Source organism: Sphingobium abikonense NBRC 16140 (genome assembly GCF_001598335.1).
Classification (GTDB): Bacteria; Pseudomonadota; Alphaproteobacteria; order Sphingomonadales; family Sphingomonadaceae; genus Sphingobium; species Sphingobium abikonense.
Window position 1 is genome coordinate 60307 of sequence record NZ_BCYT01000013.1, and the last position, 25975, is coordinate 86281.

Below are 25975 nucleotides of genomic sequence, written 5' to 3' on the forward strand. Positions count from 1 at the left end.
GAGGGTTTGCAGATGACTTAGTTTGCGTCCCATCGGTTGGAAGTCGGCTTCCTCCCGCTGAAAAGATGCCTCTCGGCAACTCCTATTAGATCAGAATGTACGGTTCATCGTGCTATCGCGGATAGCGGAAATGCCTCATATTTACCCTGGTGCTCCACGCCCAACTGTAGAGGATGTCCCCTGACAAGACCTCCGTTACGCCACTCTCAAGGCCGTGTCTGATAGCACGATGCGAGCATGCGTCAGGACGACGTCAGTGCAACGGGGCTGATATCTGCCCCCCTCCCCTTTCCGGCTCTTATCCTCTTCGAAAATCGAATAAGAATTCAATGGCTCTCTCGAGTACGGCTAGTTGGAAGCCGATGCGCAATATCTTTGGAAACACCAGATAGACGATTATTTCGTTCACAACGGGATACAGAAGCTATGAATCTGACCTCAGCCAGCAGCCCCAAGGTTTCTAAGAACAAGAAAGCGCAAAATCCATTATTATCGTGTTTTTTCAATGAAATAGATAAGATGTTGCCTTCGGCAACACGAGCCTTCGCCCCCCCCCCATGCCTCCCCGGTACGTGGTCCGCTTCAAAGTTTGTGTTAGTCGATTTGAGGCATCGCTCCCGACTAAACGATTGCATCCACCAGCGCTCAGCGGCTTAAGTAAGTCAAGCAGGTACGAGCACCCGATTTCTCGTAACGCGGTGCGATGATCTTACGACCGCCTGCCCATTTAAGCGTGCAATCTCTGCGTCCCATTTGGTCACGGTAGCCGAACGAATTCTACGCTTATGCCTGTTAGGCGAATCCGGATGCCCCCTGCCAAAGGGCGAGTTGCCGGTTATTAAAGCGGGATGTTCCGCTGATGCTGCAGACAAATAATTAGCTTCCACGTCGGCTATTATCAGCGCCGCTATGCACAATCTTGTCCATTGCTGAAGCTGCTCGCATGGCGACTTCCGAACCCTGCCTCTACGTTTCAGCATTCTGAGCGAGATCAGCGACCCTTTGCATTGGTATAGCAGGGGAACGCTTACGGCTCCCCCAAGTTTATTTGACTCAAAACCCCACTTCGCAATGCGCGTTCAAGGAAGGACTGGCCTGTAAGTCGGTCACACCGCACTTCTTCATTTTACCGCACGGCCCACCCAATACACTGCCATCATGGTAATCGATGCGTCCTCAGGCTCCAGCACATACACGTCTCGGATCGAAAGTCCCTAACAGGACTGACGCCGCGATTGACTATGCAATCGCTACGCGTGATCGATCCGCGGTCTGACGGCAGGAGAGGGGGAAGTCCTCATTTAGGCACATTAATACCTAGGGAGATCGAGAAATGCGAACTGGCTGAACCCTGCAACGGTAAGCCACCTGCAAGAAAGATGTTTGACGAATGTGACAGCCCGGTGCCTGATAGCACGATGAACATCCACAAGGCATTTTTGGATCGGCGGAAAGCTCATCCCCGATAGCACGTTAGAGTCGTTCACAACTCGTTTTCGGCAATGGTGGGAAAAGCCGAAACAGCAAGAAAACTGATTCGAAGCCGGGGCTTAGCGACGAAAGTAGATAGGCCACGACTGCATTCCATCGTGCTATCAGAGCCAGAGTGTCGCCGCTCTCAGTTTAGGCAATCGTGCTATCACAGAAGCCCGATCGTGCTATCGCGCCGCTGAGAACGTGCCATCACGGATGATCTATCGTGCCATCGCGCCGACCCCAAAATCTGCGAATCGTGGAGTCAGCACGATTCGCATCAGGTGCGACTTCTCTTAACTCTCTAACTTCTCCATAATCCCATAACCATGGCGCCTACGGCGCTGAGATTTGAGTTTGAATTTTTAGATGAGATTACCTTCATAAAACTTCTCGATGTTCCTCCAACTAGACCGCTGTTAGAGGTAGCTCCCCCCGCAAGAAAATCCTCCGGTTTACCCCGATGAGGGTCGCTGCGCCGTAAATGATGCTGGCGTTTGAGGCATCTGACGGTCGCTATGAATGGCCACAATACGCCGCACCTTTATAACGGCCTTGCATCAATCAGGCAGCGTGGCACAGAAGAATTCATCAGTGAGCTGCTTTCCGCTGCGGACCTGGTAGCCACCCGAGGCGGGGGACGGAATACTTTCCTAGCTACATTGATCGGCCTAGCGAAAACTGCATCTGATGAACTTATGAAGTCGCCTTAATCTGGGAAGGACCGTCGGGGGACCCGGTCGATCGGACGGCCACACCAAAGCTGTTACGATAGAATGATGCAGTACCCCTCCAGTATTAAGAAACCTCACGTGAACAGAGCGATCACGCACGCGTCGTTACCCAATTCGATGCAACTCAGAAGCGGAGCATGCGAACAAAACATGAAATATCCCTAAAATGCTGTCAGAAGGCCGTAGGACGCATCGAAATCTTTCAGGTCAAATGGTAAGGGGTGCCCTCGTTTTGGCGCTCACAGGGGCTCTGGCGGGACGTGATTTTCACCCTCATCATCCCAAATTGTGGGCTCAAAGAGGTCGATGACCGGCGGCCGAGATCGGGCGGGGGAGGGGGCCACCCCGCTGACGGGGATCGTGTAGCTGCGAAAGCTCGCCTGACCGGTCCGCTCGATGAGCAGTCCCTCGGCCTCGGCGGTCGCCAGTAGCTTGATCGCGCCGGCGGACGTCAGCCCAAACTGCTTCGCGACCTGGCTGCTGGTAATGGCGGGACGGGCCATCGCGAACAGGATCACGTCCTTGAGTCGTCCGAGCCGTCGGCGGTCCGCAAGATGGAGAGCGGCCCGCTGCGCATAGCTTCGCAGTTGCACCTCCAGGTCGAGATGGGCGTTCGCCCCGGCGACGATGGCTCCGAGCCAGAGGTGGTCGAGCTCGTGGCCTGAAGCGATCTTCCAGGGACCGCCCGCGCGTTGCAGGCCGAGGGCTGTCAGTCCACCTTGCGATCCGTTCCAGCGCCCCGGACCCCAGCGATCGCCGATCAGCAGGCTGGCCACGACATCACCGCGGGCGAGGGGCGCGAACTGCCGCCACAGCGCGGCGATCCGGCCGCCATGGAGCAGGGGAGGGGAGGGGGGTAGTACTTGGCAGGCCTTGCTCCAGGCCTCGATTGCCGGTAGCATTTCCCATGGCTCGCGGCGGCCCGGGATGTGCTCGTCGGAAGGACCGGTTTCAGCACCGAGCCACGCCAGCAGGGCAGAGGGGTCGGCCATGAGTTCGTCCAGGGTGATCGGCATGCCGATGGCGTGCTTCCAATGGGTCAGGTCATAGGCACTGGTGATGGCGCGTCCTCGGCCGTTGATCGTGACCGCGTCCTCGGGGAGTTCATAGGCGTCGATCCCGGCCAGGGCTTGCCGCTCAGCCAGCGCCATGCGCGCCTTCCAGGGCAGGCGGACGGGACTGAGCCGGAGGCGTTCTTCCACCCGTGCGAGCGCGGTTTGCGCGTCGGCATAGGCAAGGAGCAAGGCCGGATCGAGCAGGGGAGGGGAGGAAGCCATCATTTTTCGCCAAAATCTCGCCTTTAATGGCGAGGTGTATCGTTCCAGACTCGATTCATTAAACGGCCTGTTTGTCTGGGTTATCGGATCAGATATTAAACTGAAAGACGTTTTTAGAAAGTCTGTTGGTGCATCTAAAATATTGGATCAATGACAAGGGCCATTATCATTGATCCAAAATGTTGTTCGCTATATGATTTTGCCTTCGATTTGTACCAATATGAGCGGACTGGGATGACTGGCGAAGGCAGAAGACCGTTGCGCGGGCTGCGCGCCTTTCTCGATCCGGCCTTCGAGTCGGATCATACGCCTGTTCCTTCGGTGGAGCAAACGGACGTCGCTGGAAGCGCGGTCATGGGCGACGACCAGCCGATGGAGGACGGGCAAGCGGTATCGGTCCGCGCAGCGGAGGGCAATGTTGCGCCCTTGGTCATTGAAGAAGCCGACCCATCGGTGGCGATTGGACCGCTCGCGCCGTTGGCGACCGCCGAGGGAGTTCGGCCGACCACACTGGTCCTGCCCGCACCGGGCCAGCGTTGGGCCTATGGCGCGCGCCAGCAATATGTCGCGCAGCGCAGGGCGGAGCGCGCGGCGGAGCAAGCGCTCACCCCGCTCCAGCGGTTCGAAGCCGCTCTGGCGATGCTGCCGACCACGGGCCGGCCCGCCGCGAATCTTGATCTGGTCGAGGCGACGCTGGCCGCCATGGCCGCCAACACGGTACGCGGTCTGCTTGCAGACATGGCGGGCTTTGGCGAGGCATGTCGCCGGTCTGGGGTGAGCGCGCTGCCAGCGCAGCCTATTTCGGTAATCCAGTATTTAAAGGCGCGCGGAGCGGGGGAGGGCAGTCTCGCCAAGGCGAAGCCGGCGACGCTTTCGCGCACCCTCTGGGCGATCGCGACCTTCCACCGGCTGTTCGATCTGCCCGACCCGACCAAGGACAAGCTGGTCGCGCTGACGCTCAAGGCCTTGCGCCGCGAACTGGGAACCGCCCAGCGCCAGGCGCGGCCGTTGCGCTACAAGGGTTCGGTCAGCGACGTTTTTGACGGCGACGCGCGAGGGATGAGCCTGAAAGCGCTGCTCGACGGATGCCCCCACGACGAAAAGGGGATGAGGGACCGGGCGTTGCTGTCGGTCGCCTACGATACGGGCCTGCGCGCTTCCGAATTGGTCGCGATCGACATCGCCCATATCCAGCCGGCTAGTGATCCCGACACCCGGTTACTGCATATCCCGCGCCATAAAGCGGATCAGGAAGGGGAGGGGGCAACCGCATTCCTCTCGATGCGGAGCACCCTGGCCCTGAACGCTTGGATCGCGGTGATGGCCGATCTGCTGGGCGTTCCTGAAATAACGAAGGGACCTATCTTTCGGCGGTTGTTTATCAAGCGCTTGAAGGCGGTCGATCCCGCTGTGTCGCGTGCTGCAGCGCGCCGGGAGGCCGCCGCCACGCAATGGGGATTGTCCAGTTTGATGCCAGAAGCCAAGGCAGCGCGGCGCACTGGCATCGATCCGATGACGGCCGTCAGCCTGGGCGGTGCCGCGTTGCAGCCGCAGGCGGTAACGCAGATTTTCAAGACGCGGGTCCAGGGGGCCTGGGACGCAGGACTCTTACCGGATTTGAGCAAGGACGAACTGGCCCAATGGGTCAAGGGGATCAGCGCGCATTCGACGCGCATTGGGATCACCAACGACCTGTTCGCGGCGGGTGAGGATATCGCCGGGATCATGGATGCACTACGCTGGAAATCGCCCAAGATGCCGCTCAGCTACAATCGTAATCTGGCAGCGGAACATGGTGCGGCGGGCCGTCTACTCTCCAAACTGCGTTAGCGGATGTCGGGCTTCGGGTTGTTGCCATAATCAATCATGTAGCGAGGGTGGAAATCCCCCACGACCTTCCCGCCTATTTACAGCTCCGCGCATGCCGCCGGCGATGCGCAGATGCGCTTCTGTAACAGGTGGCACAAAGCGCGGCAGCAGATTCTCTCTCACTCAGGGAAAGGCGTCTGGCAATCGACCGATTCCGCCTCGCGACCGTCCACGGATCGGTGATCAGGATCGTCTGCTCCATGCTATCCGCGTTGATGATCATGAACCGGCATTTTGGTAACAACAAATGGCTTGTTAGGAATTGGTGATCATCAATGGCCTCGAGCTAAGGCGCAAGGCTCTACGAGTGGGGTGCGGACCGTTAAATGAGCCGACCCGAGCAGCTTAGGTCACAATTAGCACCGGTGGATACGGTGCTGTTCACCCACAGGTTTCGAGCTTCGCACGACCTGGCAGGATCCTGTCGTGACGTGAGATGCTGGTGTGGGAATGTCTGCTCTGCCAGCGCAGGAGATGTTTCGTCTGCTTCGATGGTTGCGTTTGCTGCGATTATTGACCATATAGGCCGAGAGGAGACGCGCCATGACCATGCCCGCCTTTGCGGAAGAAATCGGTAGCCGCTTGCCCTCCGCTGGTGAGAAGGATGCTGCCAATCAGCTTCGCAAGATCATTGCCGCGCATGCCGCCGGCGATGCAAAATTGCGCCTCCTGGAAGAGGGGGACAAGACCCCCACCGAAATCACACTGACACCCGCCATATCCCAATTGCTGATGGAACTGCTCAGGCATATCGGCAAGGGAGACGCAGTCACCCTCGTGCCGATCAGTCAGATGTTGACGACCCAGCAGGCTGCTGACGTGCTCAACGTGTCGCGGCCCTATCTCATCTCCCTTCTCAACAAGAAGGAGATTGCCCACACATTGGTGGGGCGCCACCGGCGCGTGCGCGCCGAGGATTTGTTTGCTTACAAGCGTGAGCGGGATGGGATTCGCTCCAAGGCACTCGACGATCTGGCGGCGGCCGACGCCGAATTGTTCTGATCCTTGTTCGCCAATCGCTACACGGCCTTCATTGATGCCTGCACGCTTGCCAGCGTGCTGCGCAGAAACCTGTTGCTGACATTGGCGGAAGCGGATTTCTTTCGCATCAGATGGTCGGCGCCAGTTCTAGAGGAAACGGGCCGAGCCATCGCGAAGATACTCGTCAGCAAGGGGCGATCGCAGGCGGAAGCGGAGGAAATCGCAGCAACCCAAATTTCCCGAATGCGTCAGGCATTTGGCGAAGCGGAGGTTGTTGATTTCGCTCATCTCACTCCGCTGGTGGAGGCCCTACCGGATCCGGACGATGCGCATGTGATCGCTGCGGCCGTAAAGACTCAGGCCGCCGCGATCGTGACGGAGAATCTCAAGGACTTCCCGGAGGCCCTGCTGGAGAGCTTGAATCTGGAAGTCCGGTCGGCAGACGACTTTATTGCCGATACCATCGCGCTTGATACGGGCCGCGCCGTCGCGGCAATTCGCCGGATGCGCGGGCGCTTTCGCAGGCCCGAAAAGTCCGCACATGACCTTTTGCTGGACATGGAGGCGGCAGGACTGGTGGCCACCGTGGACGCTCTTCGACCGCATGTGGGATCCCTCTGAAACTTTGAATTGAACGCTTTGACGCAGGGAAAATGCTCGGACGGACTTGGAGAGTGGAATTTGGAAAGGCGGACGTTGATTTCCCGCTTGCCATGCACCCTCACAGTTTGACCAGGCTGCCGTACTTCATTGAAGAAACCCCTCTGGCCGATCCCGAAGCTGATCGAAGCGGTCGGCGATCGCGATCCAGCGGGCCACGCCCGTCTCATCACCCGCCACGGCCAGCGCAGTGACACGCTCGGCTATATGCTCGTATCGCTCCGGTGAGGGCCGCCTTGCAGTGATCGGCTGATATTTCGAGATGGCACCGGTGCAAGCACTGGTGTTTGCACCGGTACAAGGGACGGTGCGATGAGTCAGATGACGGTAATTTCGGGCCCAGAACGGCGGCGCGTCTGGACCGACCAGCAGAAGCGCGAACTGGTCGCTGCGGTTTCGGCGCCCGGGGCGAACGTGGCGGAGATTGCCCGCCGTGCTGATCTGCGGCCGAACCAGATTTACAGATGGCGGCGGCAGATGGAGCAGGCAGCGCAGGGCTTTGCCGAGGTGCAGGTGCAAGCCGATCCGGTGCCAATGATCGGATCGGCGATCACCGTCGAGTTCGAGCGGGCGATCGTGCGCATTCCCGCTGGCGCATCGCCTGGGCTGGTGTCGGCAGTGCTGCGGTCGGTCAAGCCGTGATCCCAATCCCCTCCGGCGTTCGGATATGGATCGCGACGGGGCACACGGACATGCGGCGCGGCATGCGTAGCCTGGCCCTCCAAGTGCAGCAGAGTTTCGGGCGTGATCCCTTCGCCGGGGATCTCTACATTTTCAGGGGACGCCGCGGCGACCTCTGCAAGATCATCTGGCATGACGGCGTGGGCATGTCGCTTTATGCCAAGCGATTGGAGCGCGGGAAGTACATTTGGCCCTCTGCGGTGGACGGCGTGATCGCCATTTCCCCCTCGCAGATGGCCTGCATGTTGGAGGCGATCGACTGGCGTAATCCGCAGGCCACATGGCGCCCGACATTGGCCGGATAAAAGCCCCGGCATGACCTAAAAAGCTAGGGATTCCGGTGCTTTTCCGCTATGTCGTTGGCCATGGGGAACGAGGCGCAAGCAGAGATCGACAGCCTTCGCGAGCGGCTTGCCGCTGCCGAGGCAGTCGCCGCTGAAGTTGCCCGCATCAAGGCGATCAACGCCGACCTAGAAGCCCGTAACGCCCTTCTCGAACTGCAGAACGAGAAGATGCGCCGCACCCTTTTTGGCCAGCGGTCCGAACGCACACGCCATCTGCTCGACCAGATGGAACTGACCTTCGAGGAGTGCGAGACCGCTGCCAGCGAAGATGAGCTTCTGGCTGCCCTGGCAGCGGCGAAGACCAATGTCGCACCGTTCGAGCGCAAGCGGCCCGCGCGCAAGCCCTTGCCCGAGCATCTGCCCCGCGAACGCTTCGTCATCGCCGCGCCCGAGGCATGCCCCTGCTGCGGTTCGGATCGGCTATGCAAGCTGGGTGAGGATATCACCGAGACGCTTGAGGTCGTGCCGCGCCAGTGGAAGGTGATCCAAACCGTTCGGGAGAAGTTCTCCTGTCGCGATTGCGAGAAGATCACCCAACCGCCGGCACCGTTCCACGTCACGCCCCGCGGACTCTTTGGCCCGAGCTTCCTTGCGATGCTGCTGTTCGAGAAGTTCGGCGCGCATCAGCCGCTCAACCGCCAGCGGGATCGTTATGCCCGCGAGGGCGTGGACCTGAGCCTTTCGACCCTGGCCGATCAGGTCGGCACCTGCACCGCTGCGCTGATGCCGCTCTATCTGTTGATTGAGGCGCATGTCCTGGCCGCCGAGCGACTGCATGGCGATGACACCACGGTGCCGGTGCTGGCAAAAACCAAGACCGATACGGGCCGGATCTGGACCTATGTCCGGGATGATCGGCCATTCGGCGGGCCAGCGCCGCCGGCAGCGATCTTCCATTATTCCCGTGACCGGCGAGGCGAGCATCCCGTGGGTCATTTGCGCAGCTGGACGGGCATCCTCCAGGCCGATGCCTATGCCGGCTATAATGCGTTGTTCCATGCCAACAGACTGCCGGCGCCGCTGACCCGCGCCCTATGCTGGAGCCACGCGCGCCGTTATTTCTTCGAACTGGCCGATGTCGCCGCGCAGATCAAGAAGCGCCGCAAAAAGGCCGTCATCTCGCCGCTGGCAGTGGAGGCGGTCCGCCGCATCGACGCGATCTTCGACATTGAGCGCGCCATCAACGGCAGACCGGCCCAGGAGCGTCTTGCCTTCCGCCGGGAACTCAGCGCACCGCTGGTTGCCGATCTGGAAGAATGGATCCGGGACAATCGGTCAAAGCTATCGAAGAACAGCGATGTGGCCGAGGCCATGGATTACATGCTCAAGGCATGGCCGGCCTTCGCCGCGTTCCTCGATGACGGCCGCATCTGCCTTTCGAACAACGCGGAGGAACGCGCGCTGAGAGGTATAGCATTGGGCAGAAAATCGTGGCTCTTCGCTGGTTCAGACCGCGGCGGTCAACGCACGGCCTTCATGCTGAGCCTTATCGGCACGGCAAAGCTCAACGACATCGATCCGCAGGCCTGGCTCGCCGACGTCCTCGCGCGCATCGCCGACATCCCCCAGAACCGTCTCCACGAACTGCTCCCCTGGAACTGGCGCGCCGCAGAAGATCAACGCGAAGCCGCCTGATCCGCGGCCCTCACCGGAGCGATACATATGCTCTGGCGCCTGTTCGCCAAAGCGCCGCTCGATAGCGAGCGCCTCGGCCCATCGTTCCTGCTCCGGGGTCACAGCAGCGTCGCGGCAGACGAGGGCGCTGAGCGTGGCTTGTTCCATGGCTCGCTGGTCCGCTCCATGGCGATCAGTTCATCAGGAAAGCAGCGCTCTTGAAAACCTAGGATGTCGTCAAAGCTGCCATGAAGCCATTGCGCATATTCATGTTCATGCAGGAGAACCGGCATTCGGTCATGAACCGGGCGGATGGCCTCATTGCAGTCAGTCATCGCGCCGGAGAAGACCGGCCCCCATTCCGGGCTGTCGCGCCACAGGCCTGCCCAGGCGAAGATGGGACTATCACGCAGCGAGAACCAGCTCCGGGTCTTGGCCCCAGCCTTTCCTTCAGCTTCCGCAAAGTTTGTGAGGGGAATGAGGCAGCGAAATTCGGGTTTGCGCGCAGCGCCGAGCCAGAAGGGCTTGCGTAAGTCAGCGATATTGTTGACCGGCTTGGGCTTGGACTCCGGTTTCATGCCCTTGAGGCGAACCGGCCAGCCCCAGGTCATGCTTTGAAGGAGGCGAGTGCCATCCTGCTCTCGCACCACCATGCCAGGCGTGCCGGGATAGACCTCGTCGGGCGCGTTAAACTGGGTGACCGGCGCCGCCACGCCGAAATGCGCAGCCACCTCGGCGGCGGATTTGCGCACGGTGTAGAGGTTACAAATGAGGCGATCCTCCTTCGTTGGAGGAGCAGCGTAGCACCGCGGATCGTCTCGTCAAAGCGGGCCTATGTGTTGAGATAGGCAGCGACAGCATCGACGCTGTTGCCCACCGCCTCCACCGCTTCCTCCAGTTGCTCTTTGCTGGCGCCGAAGCGGTTGGTCCAATATTGTACCTCATAGTCTTCGCCGAGCGCGATGCGCGAGCTGTCCTGCGGCCCGCGTGCGGTCTTTTCATTAGCCATTGCCTGCGCCTTCATCATCGTTGCCCGGTTCAACGCAGAAAGACGTTCGACGTTTCGTGCTGTGATCGACCGGCGGCCCTTGGATGTCCGGCAGAAACGGAACGACTCGATCAGGCGGCGAGTAGTAATGTTGGGCCGCGTGCGAGAAGCGGCCGACCAGGAGCGTCCATATCTGTGAAGATCGCCACCTATAATGTAAATGGGGTCAATGGCCGGCTACCAGTGCTGCTGCGCTGGCTTTATGAGGCGGAACCCGACATTGTCTGCCTCCAGGAACTCAAAGCCCCGCAAGAGAACTTTCCCGAACGTGCCATTCGCGATGCGGGCTATGATGCCGTCTGGCACGGTCAGAGCCGGTGGAACGGCGTCGCTATCCTCAGCCGTATCGGCGAGATCCACGAAACCCGTCGCGGCCTGCCCGGCGATCCCGATGACGGGCAGAGCCGCTATATAGAGGCTGCGGTCGGCGGCGTTCTGATCGCTGGTCTGTATCTGCCCAATGGCAATCCTCGGGCCGGCCCCAAATATGATTTCAAGCTGCGCTGGCTCGACCGGCTGCACGCGCATCTGGCATCGCTCGTTGATCTGGACGCGCCGGTGGTGGTCGCCGGAGATTATAATGTCATGCCCACCGACCTCGATGTCTATGCGCCCGATCGCTGGCGCGATGACGCACTCTTCGCGCCCGAAGTGCGCGCGGGCTATCAGCGGCTTCTCGATCAAGGTTGGACGGACGCGCTTCGGCACAAGCACCCGGGCGAGGCCATCTACACCTTCTGGAAATATTGGCGTGGCGCGTTCGAGCGCAATGCGGGACTGCGGATCGATCACCTGCTGCTGAATGCCAAGGCCAAAGCCCGGCTAATCGCGGCCGAGGTCGATACCGCGCCGCGTGGATGGGAGAAGACGAGCGACCATGCGCCGGTCTGGATCGAGTTGAAGGATAAGGCCCGAAGAAAGAAGCGGAGCTGACGTCTCAAAGGCTCATGGCCGCTCATCTTTTAGCGGCACGGCTTCTGGCGGACCCATGGCGAAGGAATGGCTGGCTGCATAGCAATGACAGGCGCGCGCGGCGGCGCGGTCGGCTGCCCCCGGATCTGCCACGCATTATCTCATCGGTAGGGCGGCCTTAACCATCGACCTGAGATTACTGCGCCATGGAGAGACGAAAAACAGATGGTCGCAGCGCTCGAAATCTTTCGGTCAAGCGCAGCATTCGTCCTCGTTTGCCCGATGCCGTGTACAGGGATCTGGTCGCCCCGCTCTTCACCATGAGCATGCCTATCGCGGGCTTCGGCCTGCTCTATCTGTTCGTCGGAACGCTCATTTATCTCAAATGGCAAGATGGCGTGATTGCGGCTCTCACCGGAACATCTGTGTTGGTGACGGCGGCCAGGCTTATTCTGATCGGCGCCTTCCATCGCGCCGGGGGCGCCGGACAGGAGATTGTCGCCCTGCGAATCTGGGAACGGCGCTACGCTGCGCTAACCTATATCTTCGCGATGCTGTTGGCTGGCCTCAACATCCGCGCGCTCATTGCCCATGCGCCGCTTATCCACATCGGAACCATCAGCCTCATTTTTACCTTTGGCGCGGGCATCGTTTCACGAAATGCGAGCAGGCCGCGCCTCTGCGTGATCAGCCTGATGCTGGCGGTTCTGCCAACGGCGGTCGCCATGATGGTCCATGCCATGACCGAATATGACGAGCCGCTCCATGCCGAGTTTTTCGCGCTGGAAGGCGTGCTTCTCCTGGCAGTCGGCTTGATGAGCCTTGATTCCGTGCACCACCTTCATGCCGCTTCGGTTGAGCATCTGACCACCCAACATGATCTTGCGAATCTGGCCCGCCACGACCCGCTGACAGGGCTGTCCAATCGCCTGGCTTTGCGTGAGGCCTTTTTCGCCAGCCTGGAAACATCGCGCAGGTCAGGCGATCAGCTTGCGATCCATTATCTCGATCTCGATGGCTTCAAGGCCGTCAATGACGCTTATGGTCATCCAGCGGGAGACCAACTGCTGGTCGAGGTCGCCCGCCGGCTCATTGCGACGGTCAGGACGGACGACGTCGTATCGCGCCTCGGGGGCGATGAATTCATTCTTGTCCAGAGCCACGTCCAGCATCAGGATCAGGCTGAACTGCTGGCGCGACGCGTGATCCGGCAGCTTAGCGAACCCTATATGATCGCAGGCGTCGAAATGCGGGTATCGGTGAGTGTCGGCATCAGCATGGCCCCTCAATTTGGCCTGGACCTCGAGCGCCTGATCGGTTGCGCAGACGCCGCCCTCTATCGTTCAAAGGCACGCGGAAAGGCCCAGGTCCATTTTTGCGGTCCGGAGGACTATCAGGAGATCGGTCGGGCGGTCGCCTGAACGCGTCAGCCAAAAAAAAGGCCGGCCAAATGAATGGCCAGCCGTACTGAGTTTTAGGAGAGGATGCCTGAAAGGCAGGGCGCATATGGCGCCAAATGAACGATCCGACAAATGCGGAGGCTGCGACGCCGGGTGCAGCTTTTGCAATCAGTGCAATATGCGGCTGAGAGGGCGAGCTTAGCGGCCGCGATAATGCTGTTTCTCAACAGGCGCGGTGACTGAGGATGAGTCCGGTAGCATGGAGTAGGACCGGTGCGACCCGAAGGCTTAGCTCATCGGCCGGTCCATGATCAAAATCTCAATTTACGCTACGGAATGCAAATTTGCTGGGCTGCGAAAATCAACCACTTACCGCATCTGCAAGGGATTTATGAACTTGGATTAAAGTTAAGGCGCTCCCAGAAATCTGAACCCTATGTTAATGACGAGTCGCGACCCGAAGGCTCTGGTTTTCAGAGACTTCTACTGACCCGGCCATTCATTGAGAGTGGTCGGGTCGTTTTTGGTTAAGTGCCGGACCGAAACGGTCTCCATTGCGACCAACGCGATCCGGACCGGCAAGGCCGATATAAGATTGGAGTGTCAGCCGGGGAAACGGCTTGTCTGCGTTACCGTGATCGAGGAAGCCGATCAGGATTGGGTATGTTCATCGCTCAGGGCTCCGAACCATTGGGCATAGGGGGTGTTACGGGCGAGATGCCGATTATAGTCGGGCGCGCCATCCCCCCACCACACGGGCCCGCGCTCGCCGAGCTGGTGTTTGACGGCGTCCACTGCATCGCGCGCGCTTCTCTCCACGTTGGCATCCTTGGCACGCAGCGCCTCGCCCACCTGCCTTCGCGCCGTCATCAACTGATGGACCAACTTGGCCCGCTCGGCCTCGCCGAGGGCAGGGTTGCTCATCCGCCAGAGACGGCCACGCACGACAAAATATCGCCCGTCTGGCGTAACCGGATATTGGGGCTTGGCGTGCCTGCCTGGCATCAGGCCGGTTTGAGGCTGCGAAAGGTGATCGACCAGCGCGGTTCTTCTTGTTCGGTGATGCTATGCTCCCATGCATGCCGGGCTTCGCCCGCCAGATGGTAGATGGAGCGCGGCTCCAGCGACACCGTGCGGCGCTCGAACCCATCCGCCGTTCGGCGCCTGAAGCGCATCGGGGCGGCGCCCCCCAGCGAAATGCCGACGACATGCTCGAACACCGGCCGGTCCTTGTGCCAGCCAATGCCCGCGCCCGGATCGTATCGGATCAGCAGCGCCTGGACGAGCGCGTCTGGCGGCAACGCAGCAAAGCGGGCGGCACGATTGCGCAGCGGCAGCAGCCAATCTGGCAGGGGATCGGCCGGACCAAAGCTACCCCGCTCGAAATCATAGTTCCAGCCATAGCTGCGGGTGAGGCGCTTGCCGGTCCATTTCTGGAAACGGAATGGCGCCAGCGGTGTGGCATCGATCCGGGTGATGAGTTCTGCTTCTTCCGCATCGGAGAGAAAGCCCGGCTCATACCGCAGGCCCAGCAGAAGCGGAGGCGCGAAAAGGTCGATCTGGTGGGCAGACGCCATCACAGGAGCGCCAGCTGATTATCTGCAGAGGGCGGACGCTTGCCGCTCCGCCAGAGATCCTCGGTTTTTTCGACGCGGAAACGCTCGGCCGAAAAGGGCGGACGGAACTGGAAACCGATCACGTCCCGGATCTCGCCGTGGAGCCAGGCGTCATATTCATGAGGGTCGAGCAGCACCGGCATACGGTCATTGGTCGGACGCACGGCGTCATTCGCTTCCATCGTCATGCCGGCATAGACCGGACCTTGTTCGGGCATGTTCCGGCAAAAGCCCGCCCAGGCCATCAGGGGCTGGCGCTTTAAGGAAAACCAGGTGCGGGTCCGCTCACCCGGTACGCCGTCGGGATTGGCGAAATGCGTCAGCACGATGAGGCAGCGATAGCGCGCATCCTGCGCCATATGATCCCACATCGGATTGGTGAGATCGGCGACCAGCCCGATGCGGCCCGGTTCCTCGTCGCGTTCGCGCATCTCGCGGGTCAGGCGGCTAAACCCCCAGGTAACGCCGCGCATGATCCGCCGACCCTTACTCTCGAAAACCACAAGGCCAAGCGCGCCTTCGGTGGTTTCGAACGGGAGCTCGATTGGCGCGGGCATATCTGCGCCGAAATGCGCGGCGACCTCGCTCAGTCCTGCAGCCATGCAATGGAGCCTCGACATGGCAGGCCGATCAGTTTGGCTTCTGGCCGTCGTCGGCGACAGACATGAAGCGGTCGAGCAGAGCGTCGATCGGATGCATGCCGGTTTCTTCGAAGGTCGAGCGCAAATTCTGGGCTTGCTGTCCCAGCATCTTGCCATAGGCCTCCCCGCCTTTGCGTAGGCTTTGCCGCGTCGGGAACTCAGGCGCCTGCTCCATGATGCAGGCGAGGCCCATCAATATGCCCTCGACCGCAAGATCGGGATCGACCGTCTGCTCGCTGTCCCGAACCGCTGACCCCAGGACCAGCTCCAGTGTCTGCTGGGCGACACGAAGCCGCAGGGCCTCCTCGCGTGGCAAGGTGTCGAGACCTTCGATCGGGATGATACGCGGGGTCATGCTTGGGCCTCCTTACCAGGGAATTTCATCATCGGTGACAAGCGCGGGATCGTGGCTCGGATGATAACGCGGCGGCGTCGATTCGCGCTCCGATTCATCCGCATGTGCGAGGGGCGCTTTTTTTCCGGAGCCTCCTCCCCATGCTTCAGGCTCAATTTTTTTCGCTGCACAACCATGGGTTTTCCCGCTTTGTTTCGAGAGCGTACCGCCGATCCTGAACGAGCAACGACTCCAGTGCGTTGACTCATACTGTAATTGGAACAAAATAGGAACAATCCAACCGCGAGCCACAAGGAGGCCCTTCGATGATGGAAAGAGGGGCGCGCCCCCGCGTTGCTGCCCTGCGCGCCCAGATTGCCGAGATCGAAGGCACAGAGCGTAGGCGCAAAGAGGTTCTGCCATTTGGCTTGGAAATGGTCGATGCCAAACTGCCCGGCGGTGGTCTGGCGCTAGGAGCGCTGCATGAAGTGGCTGGCGGCGCGCAGGGCGTGACCGATGGGGCGGCCGCCGCCCTGTTCACTGCCGGTATTCTTGCGCGGGTGAGCGGTAGCATCCTCTGGTGCATGACCGAGCCCGACCTGTTCGCGCCAGCGATTGCGCAGGCTGGACTTGATCCCGATCGCGTCATCTATGTGGAAGCTCGCGATGAAACAGCGGTTCTCGCCTGTTTCGAGGAAGGACTGCGCCATGGTGGATTGGGCGGTGTGGTGGCGGAACTCGCGCGCCTGTCGATGACCTCCTCGCGGCGTCTCCAACTGGCAGCCGAGAGCAGCGGCACCATTGGAATAGCGATCCGGCGCTGGCGGCGCCTGGCCGAGGCGTCGGACTTTGGCCAGCCGACGGCGGCCGCGACGCGATGGCGGGTGACAGCTGTTCCATCCGACCCACTGCCGGTGCCGGGTGTCGGCCGCCATCGCTGGTTCGTTGAGCTCATACGGTGCCGGGCAGGAGAGAGCGCCGATTTTCTGGTGGAAGCCTGCGATGCGACAGGTCGTCTCGCTCTTCCTGCCGACCTGGCCGACGGATCGGCTGCGTCGCAGGCTTGGGCAGAGCGCGCCGCCTCCTGACGCGCCGCTGATCCTTGCTGGCATCGACGGGCAACGCCGGGTGGTCACCGCGGCGAATGCCGCCGCGCGCATGATCGGTCTGCACACAGGCATGGCGGTCAGCCAAGCGCAGGCACTGGTGCCTGATCTCCTCATCCTGGATGCCGAGCCGCAGTCGGACCGGGACGGGCTGGAGCGGCTCGCCGTTTGGTCGCTGCGCCGCTACGCACCGATTATCGCGGTCGATCCGCCCGATGGGCTGATGCTCGATATCACCGGCGCTGCCCATGTCCATGGCGGCATCATGGGCCTGCTCAAGGACATCGTGCAGCGGCTGGCCGAGGTGGAGACGGTCGGGCGCGCGGTGTGTGCGCCGGCCTATGGCGCGGCGCATGCGCTGGCCCGCTATGGCCCGGAACCGCTGCGCGTTATCGATCCGCTCGACCTCGAGGAGGCGATTGCCGATCTGCCGCTGGTCGCGCTGCGCCTGGACCAGGCCATCGTCAGATCATTGAGCCAATTGGGCCTGGAGACGATCGCCGATCTGGAAGCCATGCCGCGCGCCTCGCTCGCGCTGCGCTTTGGATCGATGCCGGGGCTGCGGCTCGACCAGGCCTATGGCCGTGTCGCCGAGCCGTTCGAGCCAGTTGCAGCACCGCAAACCATCGAGGTAGAACGCCGCTTTGCTGAGCCGATCGGCGCGCCTGAAACCCTTGCCCGCTATACCCACAAGCTGGTCGATGGCCTGTGCCAGCAGTTGGAGGAAGCGGGCGTTGGCGCGCGCAGGCTGGATTTGCGCTTCCACCGGGTCGACAACCGGGTCGAAGCCATCCGGGCAGGACTCGCCAAGCCCAGCCGTGACAGGAAGCAGATGGGACGGCTGCTCTGCGACAGGATCGAAACGGTTGATCCTGGCTTTGGGGTCGAGAAGATGGTGCTTTCCGCCCCCCAGGTCGAGCCATTGGGGCTTCGCACCATCTCGCATCTGGGCGAAACGCCGATGCCCGATGTCGCCATGCTCGTCGATATATTGGGGAACAGGGTAGGGGAGGAGCGGCTCTACCGGGTGGCCGCGCGCGAGAGCGATATTCCCGAACGCTCAGTCACCCGCATTCCGCCCATGGCCGATCCGACTTTGCTGCGCTGGCCTGAACGCTGGCCGCGCCCGGCCCGGCTGTTCAAGCGGCCCGAGCCGATCGACACCATGGCGCTGCTGCCCGATCATCCCCCGGTTCATTTCGTGTGGCGGGGCATGCGCCGCAAGGTGAAGCGGGCCGATGGACCGGAGCGCATCTATGGCGAATGGCATGTGAGTGATGAGGAATGGCTGAGCGTCCGCGACTATTTCCTCGTCGAGGACGAGACGGGCGCGCGCTACTGGGTCTTCCGTCAGGGTGATGGCATGGACAGCGCCACCGGCGGGCAGGGCTGGTTCCTGCATGGGCTGTTCGCCTGATTGCAACGAGCGGTAGCGTGATCGGACGCCCAGGCCCGCAATGATCGCACCCCGCGCAACCAGTAACCGGACAGGCAGCTCTTATTCGCCGCAAGCTTTGCTTTATTGCGCCACCGTCACTCTACCGTCATAGGCTCGGCCGATGGATGAAAAAATGAACGCTTTGATTTTACGAGTGATCGCGCGCGCGCCGCAATGGCTGCGCCATGATCTGGAATCCAAGGATGCCGCCGCGCGCGGCCGCGCCGAAGAAACATTGGCAGCGATGATCAGCGACGCACTTGCCAACGGAACTGCCGCAGCGGAAAAGGATTGAGGGCAGACAGTCATTTTTGCCTTGAGAGGATGCAAGCCGTGGAGATTGCCATGTCTGCGCTTCCTCTTGTCCTTATCCTAATGTTGACGGGGTCCCTCACGGCCACGGCCACGGCCGCTGAGCATCACGCGTCATTCCATGTCGCCTGCGCGCAGGGACGCAGTCTTGGCCTGCGGATCGAAGGACGGCAGGCGCGGGTGCAATTGGCCGACGGCGAACTGGTTCTCGCCCGCAAACCTTCATCGCTGGGCCGACATTTTCGCAGCGGCGACGCCACGCTGAACCTCGACGATGGCTTTGTCGCTTTTGCTCGACGAGGCGACTGGGATTGGCAGGACTGCCATATTGATCCGTCATTCGTTTCAGAACGGTGATCAATCCATCTTGAATTGCTACGCAAAAGGCATAGCTTGGAATGTGTCGCTCCTCCCTTGGGGCGACACCTCCCTGAACCTCGGCCCCGCCGTGCAGCTTTGCTCCGGCGGGGATCCTTTATGCGACGGCGCGCTGGTCTTCAGGCGGCTGTTGGCAGCAGGGGCAAAGCGATTGGTATGGGGACAGGAGCGCGGCGTGCCTGGATCTTTTCCAGATCAGCAAAGATGCTGATGACCGCCTGATCGCCATCTTCAAAGTCACGCCACTTGGTGGTGAGCACGCCGCCATCGATCAGCGCCTCCAACGTGGCGCGGGCGCGGGATACCCGGCTTTTGACCGTTCCGACGGCTGTGCCCATGATTTCGGCGGCTTCCTCATAGGAAAGCCCGCCCGCGCCTACCAGGATCAGTGCCTCACGCTGCGGATCGGGCAGTTCGGCCAGAGCGCGCATCATGTCGCGCAGTTCCACGCTCATATCCTGCCCGGCGGGCGCCGCGAGCTTGCGGTCGGCGACTACATCGTCCCAATCGCCCACGAAACGCTTGCGCCGCATCTGGCTGAAATAATGATTGCGCAGGATGGTGAAGGTCCAGGCCTTGAAGCTGGTTCCCGCAACGAAGCGCGCGCGCGCCGCCCAAGCCTTCATCATGGTCTCCTGAACGAGATCGTCGGCAGCGTCAGCGTCATGGCACAGGCCGCGGCCAAAGGCGCGCAGATGCGGGATGGTTTCGGCGAGTTTATCCTTGAAATCCTTGTCCGAGAGCGTGGGCTTGATGTCTTCCTGCTGATTGTCGCTCACGCTGCTCTCCAATCCCAATATCTCAATGAAATAGAACATTTCGCTTGAGCATCTGTTCCGGTTTCGAAAGCGGCCGAAACGACAAGACCCCGCCAGCGGGAGGCTGGCGGGGCCGAAGTTTCACCGGATCAATCAAGCGGGGGGCAATAGTTCGACCCGATAAAAGCAGAACGCCCTCTCAGGCCGTCGGTTCCAATCGGGGCCTCTGTAGAAGGGGCAACACGCCCCCGCCGATCGCGGCGGGCAGACCGAGCTTGGCAAGGGAGTTGACCGTGCAGGATGCGCCATGGCCGGAGACCGCCCCTTTTTGCCGCTGTCGCCATCACCGTGGGCGATTGGCCCGCCGATGGGGCTGCGGACATGCTTCATTAAAGAGCGTGCACGGGAATGATGGAGATGCTGGCTGTAAGCCATGAATGAAAATCGGTATAACGCGGGTCTTACCGAATGGACGTGGTTCAGCTGTCAGCTCTCCACTGATCCAGCTTAGCATCGTATTTCCTGCGGGCAGCAACGATGGCGGTTTCGAGCTTTGCCTGTTCCTTCTTTCCCGCAGTCCGCAAGCGCGTGATTTCCTCTTTCAGCCCGGCGCGCTGATCTTCCAGTTCCGCGACTTTCGCATCGAGCGCCTGTTGCTGCGCCTCCAACTTCTGCTCGGCCGTATCGAGGGCCGCTCGGCTTGGACGAGGGCGGGGTTTCTTCGCGCGACGCGGTGGCGCGGCTGTAGTGTCCGGCTTCTTGCTGTCGGGTTTTGCTGGTGGTTTCGATTTCGCGAGCGCTGCAAAATGCTGCTCGGTGCTGCCGCGCGGCACCTTGATCACCGTTCCGGGCTGCGCAAGCGGTGCCTTCATGAGCTTAGCATCGGTCACCTGCTCCGCGACACCGCGTGCGAAAAGATTGCTGTCGGCGCCCCAGGCTTCGAGCGCCTTCTTCTGGCTGGGCGCGGCAATATAGGCGTCGTGGAAACCGATCGGGGTCCGGAACACCTTGAGTTTGGCCGCCATTAGTACGTTTCCTCGCTTGCTGTCGATGACTGGGGCGCTGGCATCTGAACGCGTTGCGACGATTATAGGCTGCATCAGCGATTGACTCATGGCGTTATGGAACAAATAGCGAACAATATGCGCTATGATGTGAGAATCGGCAGGTGCCGCCATGCGATATGCTGAACTCCAATGCGCCTCGCATTTCTCCTTCCTGCGCGGTGCGTCGAGCTGTGAGGAGCTGTTCACCCAGGCGGAAGCCTGTGGCCTCGATGCCCTTGCCATTACCGATCGCAACAGCCTGGCCGGGATCGTGCGGGCCCATGAGGCGGCGAAGGTCACCGGCGTCCGGCTGATCGTCGGCTGTCGGATCGACCTTGCCGACGGTCAGTCGCTACTGGTCTATCCCATCGACCGATCTGGCTATGGCCACCTCTGCCGACTGCTCAGCCGCGGCAAGAAACGGGGCGGGAAGGGCAAATGCATCCTCGGCTGGGACGATGTCGCGGATTTTGCCGAAGGGCTGCTCGCCATATTGTTGCCCGGCGAGGTGGAGGAAGCCGAGGCCGTGATCGGGCGCTTCGCCAAACTCTTTGCCGGACGGGGCTATCTGGCGCTGACCCTGCGCCGGCGGCCGGGCGATCAGTTGCGACTCCATAATCTCTCCAATCTCGCTGCACGGCATGCGGTGCCGACAGTGATCACCGGCGATGTCCTCTATCACCATCCGCATCGCCGTGTGTTGCAGGAGGTCATGACCTGCACCCGTCATCGCTGCACCATTGATGAGCTTGGCGCCCGGCGTGAGCTTTATGCCGACCGCTATCTGATGCCGGCTGCAGAAATGCACCGCCTCTACGGTCGCTATCCCCAGGCGCTGGCCCGGACGCTGGAGATTGCCGAGCGCTGCCGCTTCTCACTCGACGAGCTCAAATATCAATATCCGCAGGAAGTGAGCATCGCGGGCCAGACGCCGCAGGCGGCGCTGGAGCAGATGAGCTGGGAGGCGGCAAAGGCCCGTTATCCGGAGGGCGTGCCCGACAAGGTCGCGCGCCTGCTGCGCCACGAGCTGGGGCTGATCGCCGAGCTTGGTTATGCGCCCTATTTCCTGACGGTGAACTCCATCGTCCGTTTCGCGCGTAGCCGGGACATTCTCTGCCAGGGGCGGGGCTCGGCCGCCAACAGTGCGGTCTGCTATGTGCTGGGTATCACCTCGATCGACCCCGAACGCTCCGACCTGTTGTTTGAGAGGTTCATCAGCCAGGAGCGCAAAGAGCCGCCCGATATCGACGTCGACTTCGAGCATGAGCGGCGCGAGATCGTCATGCAATGGGTGTTCGACACCTATGGCCGTGACCATAGCGCGCTCTGTTCGACCGTCATCCGCTACCGCGCCAAGGGCGCGATCAAGGATGTCGGCAAGGCGCTGGGCCTTTCCGAAGATCTGATCAAGGCGCTGTCGAGCCAGGTCTGGGGCTGGAGCGAGGAGGGGGTTCAGGAGCGCCATGCCGAGGAATTGAACCTCAACCTCTCCGACCGGCGATTGCGGCTGGCGCTGGACCTCGCGCGCGAGTTGATCGGCACGCCCCGCCATCTCTCTCAGCATCCCGGCGGCTTTGTCCTTACCCATGACCGGCTCGACGAATTGGTGCCGATCGAGCCCGCCGCTATGGCGGACCGGCAGGTCATCGAATGGGACAAAGACGACATAGATGCCTTGAAATTCATGAAGGTCGATTGCCTGGCGCTGGGCATGCTGACGGCCATGAAGCGCGGGTTCGATTTTCTGGAGCAGCATAAGGGCATCCGCATGGACCTGGCCTCCATTCCACCCGAAGATCCGCGTACCTATGCCATGATCCGCGCCGCCGACACGCTGGGCGCGTTCCAGATCGAGAGCCGGGCGCAGATGGCGATGCTCCCCCATATCAAGCCGCGCACCTTCTATGATCTGGTGATCGAGGTGGCGATCGTGCGGCCCGGCCCCATCCAGGGCGATATGGTCCATCCCTATCTGCGCCGGCGGGCGGGGAAGGAGAAGGTCGAATATCCCAAGCCCGAACTGGAAAAGGTGCTGGGCAAGACGTTGGGCGTCCCGCTGTTTCAGGAACAGGCGATGCGGGTAGCAATCGAATGCGCAGGCTTCACAGCGTCCGAGGCCGATCAGCTGCGGCGCGCCATGGCGACGTTCAAGTTCACCGGCGGTGTGTCGAAGTTCAAGGAAAAGCTGGTCAGCGGCATGGTCGAGCGCGGTTACACCGCCGAGTTTGCCGAGAAGACCTTCGGTCAGCTGGAGGGTTTTGGCAGCTATGGCTTCCCGGAAAGCCATGCGGCCTCCTTTGCGCTGATCGCCTATGCGTCCTGCTGGCTCAAATGCTGGCATCCCGAGGTGTTCTGCGCGAGCCTGCTCAATTCGCAGCCCATGGGTTTCTATGCGCCGGCCCAGATTGTGGCCGATGCCCGCGCCCATCGGGTCGAGGTGCGCCCGGTCTGCGTCAATGCATCACGCTGGGATTGTACGCTGGAGCCGACCACTGGCGACCGGTTCGCTGTGCGGCTGGGCATGCGGATGGTGCGGGGGCTTAAGGAAACAGACGCCGCCCGAATCATCGCGGCGCGGGCGGATGAGCCATTCATGAGCGTAGAGGAGCTATGGCGCCGGGCAGGCGTGGGATCGGGCGCCCTCAATCGACTCGCTGAAGCCGATGCCTTTCGGGGCGCCATGCGCATTGCCCGGCGGGAAGCGCTCTGGGCGATCAAGGCGCTGCGTGACGAGCAACTGCCGCTGTTTGCTGCCGCTGACACGCGGGAAAACGGGTTCGTACAGGAGATTGTCGAGCAGGCCGTTGCCCTGCGGCCGATGAGCGAAGGGAGAGAGGTGGTCGAGGATTATGGCCATGTTGGCGTTACGTTGCGCCAGCATCCGGTGTCGTTCCTGCGAGAGGAATTACAGCGGCAGAAGATGGTACCGTGCAGCACGCTCGATACGACCAAGGAGGGCCGCTACATCTGGCTGGCCGGGCTGGTGCTGGTGCGCCAGCGACCGGGGTCGGCCAAGGGGGTCATGTTCATTACCATTGAGGATGAGAGCGGGATCGCCAATCTCATTATCTGGCCGCGCATGTTTGAACAGAACCGGCGGATCGTCATGGGTGCGCGTATGCTCGGGCTGTACGGGCAGGTGCAGCGGGAGGGCGAGGTTGTGCATGTTATCGCGAAGAAGCTGGTCGACCTATCGCCATTGCTGGGATCTTTGGGGCAAAGAGGGGAGGCGTTTCCTCTTCCCTACGGCCGCGGCGATGGGGCGCGGAGCGGCGGAGGACCTGATCCCAGGGATAGTTCAGCAAGGCAGCCAGCCGCGCGTGATATTCTCGTGCGCGACTTGCATATCGATCATGTGCGAGAGCGACCGCTGGTGAAAAGTCGGAATTTTCAGTAACCGCCAAAGTTGCACCGGCCTTGCGATATCCTCACGGGCGGACTATATTTGGTTCGAATTTAGTCCACGAAGGTCATGCCATGCGATATTCGAGCCAGGTGAAGCCGATCAGCTATCTAAAGGCCAATGCTGCTGAGGTGCTGCTTGACCTCGCAGAACGGCGTCAGCCACTGGTGATTACGCAGAATGGCGAAGCCAAAGCCGTCATCCAGGATGTCGCGTCCTTTGAGGAAACGCAGGAGGCGTTGGCGCTTCTCAAGCTGCTCGCGATCGGTAACCAGGATATCGAAGCAGGGCGGACAAAGGCTGCGCGATCGGTGATTGCCCGGCTTAAGAAGAAGGCAGCGCCCAATTGACGAAGGCTGGGAGGTTTGAGGTTGAACTCACCCGGGGTGCGGAAGACGATCTCGAAGCCATTTTCGATTATCTCTCCGAGCACCGATCGCGTGCTGACGCCGACGCGCTCCTTGATGCATTTGCGGGGAAGATCGAAGCGCTGAAACAGTTTCCGATGCGCGGCAGCGTACCGAAGGAATTGGAGGGGTTCGGGATCAAGGAGTTTAGACAGCTTCTCCTTCATCCATATCGGCTGATCTACCGAGTGGCTGGGAACCGTGTATTTATTCTCCTCATTGCAGATGGTCGGCGGGATATGCAGGCCCTGTTGGAACGCCGACTGTTGGGACGATAGGTCCATGAAATGCGTAACCTGGAGGTCTGATTTCAGGTCAACATGGGGACCTTCGCGACGGTCGGCTTCAAAACGCGGCGCCCTCGATTGCAGACGTCAGGCGAGAGCGAACGCGCCGTCCGTTCAAGCCGACAAAGTAGTCCTTGGCGGCGTGGACTTGCCTTACCGAAACCGGTCATCCATCCATCGTTGTTTTGTGGGGTTGGATCGCAGCTTTCGGGGGAAAGCCGCGCGGAAAGACGGCGAACGCCAGATGAACCAGCATAACCTGATGGTTTCGGTGCTCACCGCCGCGGGCGGTGAGCCGATCGAGAGTCACACGAGACCCGGCTATACGGGCAAGATCGCAGATATCCTGTTCCCGGCGGACGATGTGATCGTCGAGGTTAAGTCGCTCACCACAGATCGGGCCGCATCGGACGAGACGTCGGAGGCGGTTGGCGAGATGTTTTTGCGCAATACGCATATGGGAGCACCGGTAATATCCGGCACTGTGACGGTGAGGTTGCACGATCTGCCGCCCGCGATCGCCATGAACACGCTGCGGATCGCTGGCAAAAGGGTCTTGGCGGAGGCGAAGGCCGCGAACGCGCAGCTCAAAGCGACGAAGGCTGCGCTGGGTCGGCCAGAGGCGATGGGGCTGCTGGCACTGATCACCCCGCCTTTTCGGCTGGATCGGCATTCGATCGTGGCCCTGGTGGGAGACGCGATGCGTGACAATCGGTGCCGCTCCATCGATCAACTCTTCCTGGTCGAAACCCCTCTCGCGGCGCCGGAGCCTTATCGGCGGTGGGGAAACAGCTTCATGTCTTTGCATTCGCGACCCGATGGCGATCGCATCCTACCGCAGCATCTCGCCGAAGCGATCGGACGCGCCTGGGGCGAGATCACCGGACAACCGGCGGGCCCGGGGAATGAAGAGGACTATCACCGCTTCGGAGCGACGTCCTGAACCGCCGACAGAGCTGACATTCAGGGCATTCGACGCGCGCCCTGAAAGCGGTCCCCTTCATAAATCTAGCTCTTAAAACACCATGCCTCCGGTAAATACGGTTCCATCCGAGGTGTTGGCGATCCTGTCTATGGCGTGCGGGGTCAGCAGTCCCAAGCAACTGTTCAGGGTTGTGACCGATGCGGAAGGGGCCCGTGCGCCCTACAGGCTCCAGACCCTCAGGGGGGGGGCTCCCTTCCACAGCCTACTTCATATCATCATATCATCAGACAGGGGGAACGATCACCGCCCGCTGGAGCGCAGTCGCCCAGCC

The 25975-nt window shown here is 61.1% G+C and carries 26 protein-coding genes; 16 read left to right on the forward strand and 10 right to left on the reverse strand.

Annotated elements, in window-relative coordinates:
* Positions 1 to 2446: 2446 nt before the first annotated feature.
* Positions 2447 to 3487 carry a hypothetical protein gene (locus tag SAB01S_RS13635; RefSeq protein ID WP_226870488.1) on the reverse strand — a complete coding sequence of 347 codons (1041 nt, stop codon included), beginning with the start codon at positions 3485 to 3487 and terminating at the stop codon, positions 2447 to 2449.
* A gap of 231 nt (positions 3488 to 3718) precedes the next feature.
* Here SAB01S_RS13635 and SAB01S_RS13640 point away from each other — a divergent pair, with 231 nt between their 5' ends.
* From SAB01S_RS13640 to SAB01S_RS13650, 3 genes are all read left to right on the forward strand, one after another.
* Complete coding sequence (locus SAB01S_RS13640; protein ID WP_061940015.1) at positions 3719 to 5314, forward strand: site-specific integrase; 1596 nt, start codon at positions 3719 to 3721, stop codon at positions 5312 to 5314.
* 582 nt (positions 5315 to 5896) lie between these two features.
* A complete protein-coding gene (locus tag SAB01S_RS13645) occupies positions 5897 to 6355 on the forward strand; it encodes a helix-turn-helix domain-containing protein (protein ID WP_061940014.1) in 459 nt (152 codons plus the stop codon).
* A gap of 3 nt (positions 6356 to 6358) precedes the next feature.
* Entirely contained in the window at positions 6359 to 6955 is a 597-nt protein-coding gene (locus SAB01S_RS13650) for a PIN domain-containing protein (RefSeq protein WP_061940013.1), read from the forward strand.
* 126 nt (positions 6956 to 7081) lie between these two features.
* Here the strand turns inward: SAB01S_RS13650 and SAB01S_RS19055 are convergent, their stop codons facing one another.
* Complete coding sequence (locus SAB01S_RS19055) at positions 7082 to 7174, reverse strand: hypothetical protein (protein ID WP_405053757.1); 93 nt, start codon at positions 7172 to 7174, stop codon at positions 7082 to 7084.
* A gap of 132 nt (positions 7175 to 7306) precedes the next feature.
* Between SAB01S_RS19055 and SAB01S_RS13655 the strand changes: the two genes are divergently transcribed.
* Genes SAB01S_RS13655 through tnpC form a run of 3 tightly spaced genes read left to right on the forward strand, consistent with a single transcriptional unit; the run spans position 7307 to position 9654 of the window.
* A complete protein-coding gene (locus SAB01S_RS13655; RefSeq protein WP_062733598.1) occupies positions 7307 to 7636 on the forward strand; it encodes a transposase in 330 nt (109 codons plus the stop codon).
* On the forward strand, positions 7633 to 7980 hold the full coding sequence (tnpB, locus tag SAB01S_RS13660) for an IS66 family insertion sequence element accessory protein TnpB (RefSeq protein WP_062733600.1): 348 nt from the start codon (positions 7633 to 7635) through the stop codon (positions 7978 to 7980). The genes SAB01S_RS13655 and tnpB overlap by 4 nt, the downstream gene beginning before the upstream one ends.
* A gap of 60 nt (positions 7981 to 8040) precedes the next feature.
* The gene (gene tnpC / locus SAB01S_RS13665; RefSeq protein WP_061940031.1) at positions 8041 to 9654 is read left to right on the forward strand and encodes an IS66 family transposase; all 1614 of its coding nucleotides are present in this window, start codon (positions 8041 to 8043) and stop codon (positions 9652 to 9654) included.
* Between the two features lie 98 nt (positions 9655 to 9752).
* On the opposite strand, the gene SAB01S_RS13670 is transcribed toward tnpC, so the two are convergent.
* Positions 9753 to 10403 (reverse strand): SOS response-associated peptidase, encoded by a 651-nt coding sequence (locus SAB01S_RS13670; protein ID WP_076605811.1) that lies wholly within the window; start codon positions 10401 to 10403, stop codon positions 9753 to 9755.
* A 62-nt stretch (positions 10404 to 10465) separates the two neighbouring features.
* Positions 10466 to 10642 (reverse strand): DUF3606 domain-containing protein, encoded by a 177-nt coding sequence (locus SAB01S_RS13675; protein ID WP_064485883.1) that lies wholly within the window; start codon positions 10640 to 10642, stop codon positions 10466 to 10468.
* Between the two features lie 174 nt (positions 10643 to 10816).
* On the opposite strand from SAB01S_RS13675, the gene xth reads away from it, so the two are divergent.
* Both xth and SAB01S_RS13685 read left to right on the forward strand, forming a co-directional pair.
* Positions 10817 to 11614, forward strand: coding sequence for an exodeoxyribonuclease III (gene xth / locus SAB01S_RS13680; protein ID WP_061940008.1), 798 nt, complete (start codon positions 10817 to 10819; stop codon positions 11612 to 11614).
* Between the two features lie 299 nt (positions 11615 to 11913).
* Positions 11914 to 13014 carry a GGDEF domain-containing protein gene (locus SAB01S_RS13685; RefSeq protein WP_240962502.1) on the forward strand — a complete coding sequence of 367 codons (1101 nt, stop codon included), beginning with the start codon at positions 11914 to 11916 and terminating at the stop codon, positions 13012 to 13014.
* A 630-nt stretch (positions 13015 to 13644) separates the two neighbouring features.
* On the opposite strand, the gene SAB01S_RS13690 is transcribed toward SAB01S_RS13685, so the two are convergent.
* From SAB01S_RS13690 to SAB01S_RS13705, 4 genes are read right to left on the reverse strand one after another with little or no spacing between them, the layout of a single operon-like run.
* Positions 13645 to 13998, reverse strand: a complete 354-nt coding sequence (locus tag SAB01S_RS13690; protein WP_061940006.1) for a hypothetical protein — start codon at positions 13996 to 13998, stop codon at positions 13645 to 13647.
* Positions 13998 to 14570 carry an alpha-ketoglutarate-dependent dioxygenase AlkB gene (locus tag SAB01S_RS13695; protein WP_061940004.1) on the reverse strand — a complete coding sequence of 191 codons (573 nt, stop codon included), beginning with the start codon at positions 14568 to 14570 and terminating at the stop codon, positions 13998 to 14000. The genes SAB01S_RS13690 and SAB01S_RS13695 overlap by 1 nt, the downstream gene beginning before the upstream one ends.
* Positions 14570 to 15211: an SOS response-associated peptidase family protein gene (locus SAB01S_RS13700; protein WP_226869718.1), complete on the reverse strand. Its 642-nt coding sequence runs from the start codon at positions 15209 to 15211 to the stop codon at positions 14570 to 14572. Before SAB01S_RS13700 ends, SAB01S_RS13695 begins: the two co-directional genes overlap by 1 nt.
* A 28-nt stretch (positions 15212 to 15239) precedes the next feature.
* The gene (locus tag SAB01S_RS13705; RefSeq protein WP_061940000.1) at positions 15240 to 15605 is read right to left on the reverse strand and encodes a hypothetical protein; all 366 of its coding nucleotides are present in this window, start codon (positions 15603 to 15605) and stop codon (positions 15240 to 15242) included.
* A gap of 305 nt (positions 15606 to 15910) precedes the next feature.
* On the opposite strand from SAB01S_RS13705, the gene SAB01S_RS13710 reads away from it, so the two are divergent.
* The 4 genes from SAB01S_RS13710 (at position 15911) to SAB01S_RS13720 (ending at position 18797) form a co-directional block, all read left to right on the forward strand.
* Positions 15911 to 16672 (forward strand): ImuA family protein, encoded by a 762-nt coding sequence (locus SAB01S_RS13710; RefSeq protein ID WP_061939998.1) that lies wholly within the window; start codon positions 15911 to 15913, stop codon positions 16670 to 16672.
* A complete protein-coding gene (locus SAB01S_RS13715; protein WP_061939996.1) occupies positions 16587 to 18107 on the forward strand; it encodes a Y-family DNA polymerase in 1521 nt (506 codons plus the stop codon). The genes SAB01S_RS13710 and SAB01S_RS13715 overlap by 86 nt, the downstream gene beginning before the upstream one ends.
* Positions 18108 to 18261: 154 nt before the next feature.
* Entirely contained in the window at positions 18262 to 18423 is a 162-nt protein-coding gene (locus SAB01S_RS18675) for a hypothetical protein (protein ID WP_162492719.1), read from the forward strand.
* A gap of 38 nt (positions 18424 to 18461) precedes the next feature.
* Positions 18462 to 18797 carry a hypothetical protein gene (locus SAB01S_RS13720; protein WP_139111425.1) on the forward strand — a complete coding sequence of 112 codons (336 nt, stop codon included), beginning with the start codon at positions 18462 to 18464 and terminating at the stop codon, positions 18795 to 18797.
* Between the two features lie 140 nt (positions 18798 to 18937).
* Here SAB01S_RS13720 and SAB01S_RS13725 read toward each other — a convergent pair whose 3' ends face one another.
* Together SAB01S_RS13725 and SAB01S_RS13730 are read right to left on the reverse strand one after the other, a co-directional pair.
* Entirely contained in the window at positions 18938 to 19597 is a 660-nt protein-coding gene (locus tag SAB01S_RS13725; protein WP_061940026.1) for a sigma-70 family RNA polymerase sigma factor, read from the reverse strand.
* 458 nt (positions 19598 to 20055) lie between these two features.
* Positions 20056 to 20754 (reverse strand): nucleotide exchange factor GrpE, encoded by a 699-nt coding sequence (locus SAB01S_RS13730; protein ID WP_226869717.1) that lies wholly within the window; start codon positions 20752 to 20754, stop codon positions 20056 to 20058.
* Here SAB01S_RS13730 and SAB01S_RS13735 point away from each other — a divergent pair.
* From SAB01S_RS13735 to SAB01S_RS13750, 4 genes are all read left to right on the forward strand, one after another.
* On the forward strand, positions 20753 to 24019 hold the full coding sequence (locus tag SAB01S_RS13735) for an error-prone DNA polymerase (RefSeq protein WP_061939990.1): 3267 nt from the start codon (positions 20753 to 20755) through the stop codon (positions 24017 to 24019). The genes SAB01S_RS13730 and SAB01S_RS13735 overlap by 2 nt on opposite strands.
* Positions 24020 to 24099: 80 nt before the next feature.
* Entirely contained in the window at positions 24100 to 24375 is a 276-nt protein-coding gene (locus SAB01S_RS13740) for a type II toxin-antitoxin system Phd/YefM family antitoxin (RefSeq protein ID WP_061939988.1), read from the forward strand.
* On the forward strand, positions 24372 to 24710 hold the full coding sequence (locus tag SAB01S_RS13745) for a type II toxin-antitoxin system RelE/ParE family toxin (RefSeq protein WP_061939986.1): 339 nt from the start codon (positions 24372 to 24374) through the stop codon (positions 24708 to 24710). The genes SAB01S_RS13740 and SAB01S_RS13745 overlap by 4 nt, the downstream gene beginning before the upstream one ends.
* A 151-nt stretch (positions 24711 to 24861) precedes the next feature.
* Positions 24862 to 25662: a hypothetical protein gene (locus tag SAB01S_RS13750; protein ID WP_218016155.1), complete on the forward strand. Its 801-nt coding sequence runs from the start codon at positions 24862 to 24864 to the stop codon at positions 25660 to 25662.
* Positions 25663 to 25975: the final 313 nt, after the last annotated feature.

What these genes read in the sequence shown, in the direction of transcription:
- SAB01S_RS13635 (WP_226870488.1), bottom strand. Translation starts at nt 3,487, where the DNA reads ATGATGGCTTCCTCCCCTCCCCTGCTCGATCCGGCCTTGCTCCTTGCC.
- SAB01S_RS13640 (WP_061940015.1), top strand. Translation starts at nt 3,719, where the DNA reads ATGACTGGCGAAGGCAGAAGACCGTTGCGCGGGCTGCGCGCCTTTCTC.
- SAB01S_RS13645 (WP_061940014.1), top strand. Translation starts at nt 5,897, where the DNA reads ATGACCATGCCCGCCTTTGCGGAAGAAATCGGTAGCCGCTTGCCCTCC.
- SAB01S_RS13655 (WP_062733598.1), top strand. Translation starts at nt 7,307, where the DNA reads ATGAGTCAGATGACGGTAATTTCGGGCCCAGAACGGCGGCGCGTCTGG.
- tnpC (WP_061940031.1), top strand. Translation starts at nt 8,041, where the DNA reads ATGGGGAACGAGGCGCAAGCAGAGATCGACAGCCTTCGCGAGCGGCTT.
- SAB01S_RS13675 (WP_064485883.1), bottom strand. Translation starts at nt 10,642, where the DNA reads ATGGCTAATGAAAAGACCGCACGCGGGCCGCAGGACAGCTCGCGCATC.
- SAB01S_RS13685 (WP_240962502.1), top strand. Translation starts at nt 11,914, where the DNA reads ATGAGCATGCCTATCGCGGGCTTCGGCCTGCTCTATCTGTTCGTCGGA.
- SAB01S_RS13690 (WP_061940006.1), bottom strand. Translation starts at nt 13,998, where the DNA reads ATGCCAGGCAGGCACGCCAAGCCCCAATATCCGGTTACGCCAGACGGG.
- SAB01S_RS13695 (WP_061940004.1), bottom strand. Translation starts at nt 14,570, where the DNA reads ATGGCGTCTGCCCACCAGATCGACCTTTTCGCGCCTCCGCTTCTGCTG.
- SAB01S_RS13700 (WP_226869718.1), bottom strand. Translation starts at nt 15,211, where the DNA reads ATGGCTGCAGGACTGAGCGAGGTCGCCGCGCATTTCGGCGCAGATATG.
- SAB01S_RS13705 (WP_061940000.1), bottom strand. Translation starts at nt 15,605, where the DNA reads ATGACCCCGCGTATCATCCCGATCGAAGGTCTCGACACCTTGCCACGC.
- SAB01S_RS13710 (WP_061939998.1), top strand. Translation starts at nt 15,911, where the DNA reads ATGATGGAAAGAGGGGCGCGCCCCCGCGTTGCTGCCCTGCGCGCCCAG.
- SAB01S_RS13715 (WP_061939996.1), top strand. Translation starts at nt 16,587, where the DNA reads ATGCGACAGGTCGTCTCGCTCTTCCTGCCGACCTGGCCGACGGATCGG.
- SAB01S_RS18675 (WP_162492719.1), top strand. Translation starts at nt 18,262, where the DNA reads ATGAACGCTTTGATTTTACGAGTGATCGCGCGCGCGCCGCAATGGCTG.
- SAB01S_RS13735 (WP_061939990.1), top strand. Translation starts at nt 20,753, where the DNA reads ATGCGATATGCTGAACTCCAATGCGCCTCGCATTTCTCCTTCCTGCGC.
- SAB01S_RS13730 (WP_226869717.1), bottom strand. Translation starts at nt 20,754, where the DNA reads ATGGCGGCACCTGCCGATTCTCACATCATAGCGCATATTGTTCGCTAT.
- SAB01S_RS13740 (WP_061939988.1), top strand. Translation starts at nt 24,100, where the DNA reads ATGCGATATTCGAGCCAGGTGAAGCCGATCAGCTATCTAAAGGCCAAT.